This is a genomic window from Streptomyces sp. NPDC054956 (genome assembly GCF_053609185.1).
Genome location: NZ_JBSGXB010000447.1, coordinates 1 through 4,725 on the forward strand (window position 1 = coordinate 1; position 4,725 = coordinate 4,725).

General features: G+C 72.8%; 3 protein-coding genes. 2 read left to right on the forward strand and 1 reads right to left on the reverse strand.

Annotation, left to right across the window (positions count from 1 at the left end):
• Positions 1-179 precede the first annotated feature (179 nt).
• Positions 180-1,175: an ATP-binding cassette domain-containing protein gene (locus ACWGDE_RS36310; protein ID WP_453393346.1), complete on the forward strand. Its 996-nt coding sequence runs from the start codon at positions 180-182 to the stop codon at positions 1,173-1,175.
• Positions 1,172-2,026 carry an ABC transporter permease gene (locus ACWGDE_RS36315; protein ID WP_453393347.1) on the forward strand — a complete coding sequence of 285 codons (855 nt, stop codon included), beginning with the start codon at positions 1,172-1,174 and terminating at the stop codon, positions 2,024-2,026. Before ACWGDE_RS36310 ends, ACWGDE_RS36315 begins: the two co-directional genes overlap by 4 nt.
• A gap of 56 nt (positions 2,027-2,082) precedes the next feature.
• On the opposite strand, the gene ACWGDE_RS36320 is transcribed toward ACWGDE_RS36315, so the two are convergent.
• Positions 2,083-4,725: ATP-binding protein (locus ACWGDE_RS36320; protein WP_453393348.1), on the reverse strand; the 2,643-nt coding region annotated here is incomplete at its 5' end.

A 4,725-nucleotide genomic window follows, 5' to 3' on the forward strand; every position in this document is an offset into this window, starting at 1 on the left:
CTTGTTTTCTCGTGGGCTCGGTTTTGTGTATAAGAGACAGGACCCGAGCGGCCCGGGCCGCCCGCCGACAGCGCGTCGGCGGGCTGCCCTCTCGCTGCCCTCTCGCTGCCGTCTCGCTGTCGGTCCGCTGTCGGTCGTTTGTCGGTGGGTTGTCAGTGGCGCCTGGTCCCATGGTGGACATGACGCGAAACGACAAGAACCACAACGCCGTCGAAGTGCGGGGGCTGGTCAAGCACTACGGCGACACCAAGGCGCTCGACGGGGTCGACCTGGACGTCCGCGAGGGCACCGTCCTCGGGGTCCTGGGCCCGAACGGCGCCGGAAAGACCACCCTGGTCCGCTGCCTGTCCACCCTGATCACCCCGGACGCCGGCACGGCCCGGGTCGCGGGCTACGACGTGGTCCGCCAGCCGCGGCAGCTGCGCCGCACCATAGGCCTCACCGGCCAGTACGCCTCGGTCGACGAGAAGCTCTCCGGCTGGGAGAACCTCTACATGATCGGCCGGCTGCTGGACCTGTCCCGCAAGGACGCCCGCTCCCGCGCCGACGAGCTGCTGGAGCGGTTCTCGCTCACCGAGGCCTCCAAGAAGGCCGCGATGAACTACTCCGGCGGTATGCGCCGCCGGCTGGACCTCGCCGCGTCGCTGATCGGCAACCCGGCGGTCCTCTACCTGGACGAGCCGACCACCGGTCTGGACCCCCGTACCCGCAACGAGGTGTGGGACGAGGTGCAGCGGCTGGTCGCCGAGGGCGCCACCGTCCTGCTCACCACCCAGTACATGGAGGAGGCCGAGCAGCTCGCGAGCGAGCTGACGGTCATCGACCGCGGCAAGGTCATCGCCAACGGCAAGGTCGACGAGCTGAAGGCCCGCGTCGGCGGCCGCACCCTGCGGATCCGTCCCGTGGACCCCTCGAACGTGCCGGGCATGGCCCGCTCGCTGGCCGAGGCCGGGCTCGACGGGGTGGCGGGCACGCAGGCCGTCCCCGACGAGGGCGCCCTGCTGGTCCCGATCCTGAGCGACGAGCAGCTGACGGCCGTGGTCGGCCTGCTGGCCGCCCGCGGGTACGCGATCGCCGACCTCGGCACGTACCTGCCGAGCCTGGACGAGGTGTTCCTGTCCATCACGGGCCAGAAGCCCACCATCACCGACGTTCCCGAGGAGGTCGCGGCATGAGCTCCGTAACCACGACGAAGCCGGCCGACGCCGTGGCCGCCCCGGCCGCCGGCACGGCCGCCCTGCCCGACGAGGGCCGGATCGGCCTGCGGGCCAACCTGCGCCACATCGGCGCCCTGGTGCGCCGCAACGCCCTGCAGATCAAGCAGGACCCCGAGTCGATGTTCGACGTCCTGTTCATGCCGATCATCTTCACGCTGCTGTTCGTGTTCGTGTTCGGCGGCGCGATCTCCGGCAAGGGCAACCAGGACCAGTACGTCAACTACGTCGTCCCGGGCCTGATGGCCATGATGGGCATGAACATCGCGATGGGCGTCGGCACCGGCGTCAACGACGACTTCAAGAAGGGCGTGATGGACCGCTTCCGGTCCATGCCGATCGCCCGGTCCTCGGTCCTCATCGCCAAGATCGTCGTCGAGCTCGGCCGGATGATGGTCGCCATCGCGATCCTGCTCGGCATGGGCTTCATCCTCGGCCTGTCGATCAAGGGCTCGGTACTGGACCTGTTCCTCTCCATCGGGCTGTCGGCGGTCTTCGGCGCCTCGCTGATGTGGATCTTCATCCTGCTCGGTCTCACCCTGAAGACCGCCCAGGCGGTCCAGGGCATGGCGATGATCGTCCTGATGCCCCTGCAGTTCGGCAGCTCGATCTTCGCCCCGCCGACGACGATGCCCGGCTGGCTGCAGAACTTCACGGACTACAACCCGCTGTCCAACCTGGCCGACGCGGCCCGCGCCCTGATCAACGACACCCCGGTCGGCAACTCGGTGTGGATCACCCTGGCCTGGTCGATCGCCATCACGGCGATCACCATGCCGATCGCGGTCCGCAAGTTCCGCCAGAAGACCTGATCCGCGAGGTCCGCTCCGGATCGCGTCCCGGGACGGGCTCCTGACGGGGGGCCGGGTCAGACCAGGGCGGTGGCCTCCTCCAGGGTGAGGCCGCCGCCCTCGGCGTACGCCGCCTCGTAGGCGGAATCCCCCAGCGCCGCCCGCGTCAGCTCCTCGACGCGGGCGGCGTCCTTGCGTTCCATGGTGACGGGGAAGTGCCCGGGGGGCAGATGGGCCCGGTAGGCGGCGAACAGCCGGACGGCGTCGTAGCTGCGCCGCGGGCCGCCCAGGGAGGCGAGGGAGACGGCCGCCGTCAGCAGGTAGACGGCCGACAGCTGCGGGGCGACCATCTTGGCGAGCGGCTCCTGGACCGCCGTCGCGGACTCGCGGACCAGGACCAGCGCCGCCTCGTGCTCGCCCTGCTGGTTGTCGAGCCAGGCCATCGTGGCGCGCAGGAACACGTCGAAGACGGCGTAGGCGCCGAAGGCGAACTCCTCGCGCAGCGCCCGGATCTGTTCCCGGGCCTCGTCGAAGCGGCCGGTGAGGCCGAGGATGCCCGCGAGGAACATCCGGGCGGCGGGCATCGCTTCGTTGCCGAACCGCTGCACGGTGGACACGATGCCGCTGAGGATCTCCTCGGCCTCCTCCACCTGGCCGTTCTCGGCGAGGTTCCCGGCCATCCGCACCCGCAGCACCGTCACCTGGGCCTTGGCTCCGAGCCGTTCGGCGTGTTCGATCGCCGCCCGGTAGTCCTCGGTGGCCAGGACGTACTGGCCGCGCTTCTCCCGGGCCTCGGCGCGGGCGGAGAGCGCTTCGGCGCAGCCCCAGTCGTCGCCGAGCTCCCGGAAGACGTCCAGGCTCTCCTCCGCGTCGCGGGCGGCGTCGCCGGCCCAGTCGGCGCGGTTGGCGAGGACGTTGGCGCGCAGCTGGAGGGCCGAGGCGAGCTCCCAGCGGTAGCCGAGCGCGCGGGCGGTGACGACGGTCTCGTCGATGACGTGCTTGAGCAGCCCCGGGTCGCCCGCGATCATGACGGCGTAGATCCAGAGGGTGGTGGGGGTCCGGCAGGTCTGCGGGAGCCCGGGCCGGTAGGTGGCGATCACCCCGTCGACCAGGGCCCGTACCTCCGGGGTGTCCCAGGTGGTGTTGGTCTGGTCCCGGGCCGCCAGCCGGACCAGGTGGACCGCCCGCCAGCCCTCGGCGAGCAGTTCGCCGCTGTAGGGCGGCGGGCTGTCCACGAGCCGCTCGTACACGGGCTCGGCGGGTACGAAGGGCGGCGCGAAGGGGTCGGGGCCGAGGGCCGCGGCCGCTTCGGCCCAGTGCCGGGACTCGGTTTGCAGGTCGTGCATGTGCCAGTACCAGCCGAGGGAGTGGACGAGGCACAGCACTTCGCCGACGTCGCGGGTGGCGACGGCCTTGCGCAGGGCCGTACGCAGGTTCTCGTACTCGGTGGCGAGGCGGTCCGCGGCGGCGCGCTGGCCGTGTCCGCGCAGCAGCGGCTCGCTGGTGCGGGCGAGTTCGCGGTAGTGGACGAGGTGGCGGCGCTCGGTGTCCTCGCGGTCCCCGCCGGCCGCGGTGAGCTGCTCGGCGGCGTACTCGCCGACGGTCTCCAGCAGCCGGTAGCGCATGGCGGTGCCGTCGGGCCCGGGGGCGGCGACGACGAGCGACTTGTCGACGAGGGAGCCCAGGAGGTCGGGGACGTCGACGGCGCCCACGCCGGCGCCGTCCTCGTCGTCCCCGCAGACGGCCTCGGCGGCTTCGAGGTCGCAGCCGCCGGCGAAGACGGACAGCCGGCGCAGGACCGCCCGTTCGGGTTCGTCGAGCAGGTCCCAGGACCAGTCGACGACCGCGCGCAGGGTCTGCTGGCGGGGCAGTACGGTACGGCTCCCGCTGGTCAGCAGCCGGAACCGGTCGTCGAGCCGGTCGGCGATCTGGCGCGGGGTCAGCAGTCGCAGCCGGGCGGCGGCGAGCTCGATCGCGAGCGGCATCCCGTCGAGGCGGCGGCAGATCTCCACGGCGGCGGCCGGGTCCTCGTCGATGGTGAACCCGGCGCGGGCGGCGGAGCCGCGGTCGTCGAGCAGCCGCAGCGCGACGGGGTCGGGCAGCGGCTCCACCGGGCGCAGCGTCTCGCCGGGCACGCCGAGGGGCTCGCGGCTGGTGGCCAGGACGCGCACGCCGGGGCAGTGCGCGAGGACCTCCTCGGCCAGGCGGGCGGCGGCCCCGATGACGTGCTCGCAGTTGTCGAGGATCAGCAGCATGCGGCGCCGGGCGCAGTGTTCCGCGAGCCGGTCGAGGGCGCTGTCCCCGCCCCGGTCGGTGAGCACCCGCATTTCCTCGGCGGAGGCGCCGCGCAGCTTGGTCTCCCGGGCACCGAGCGCGGCGAGGGCCGCCTCGGCGACCTCCTCGGCGTCGGCGGGGCCGTCGACGGGGGCCAGCTCGACGAGCCACACCCCGTCGGACCACCCGTCCCCGGCGTGCGCCTCGGCGGCCTCCTGCGACAGCCGCGTCTTGCCGGCGCCGCCGGGCCCGAGCAGGGTGACGAGCCGCGCCCGCGCGAGATCGTCCCCGATGGCCCGGATGTCGTCCTCGCGCCCGACGAAGGTCGTCAGCCGCGCCCGCAGATTGCCCTGGCCGGGCGGTACGGGTCCTGGCGCGGCGGAACCGGGCTCCCCGGGCCGGGCTGCCGCACCGGCCGGGTCGCCGGCGGGGCCGTCACCGTGGCC

Coding starts and splice junctions, on each gene's coding strand:
- ACWGDE_RS36310 (WP_453393346.1), top strand. CDS start 180: ATGACGCGAAACGACAAGAACCACAACGCCGTCGAAGTGCGGGGGCTG.
- ACWGDE_RS36315 (WP_453393347.1), top strand. CDS start 1,172: ATGAGCTCCGTAACCACGACGAAGCCGGCCGACGCCGTGGCCGCCCCG.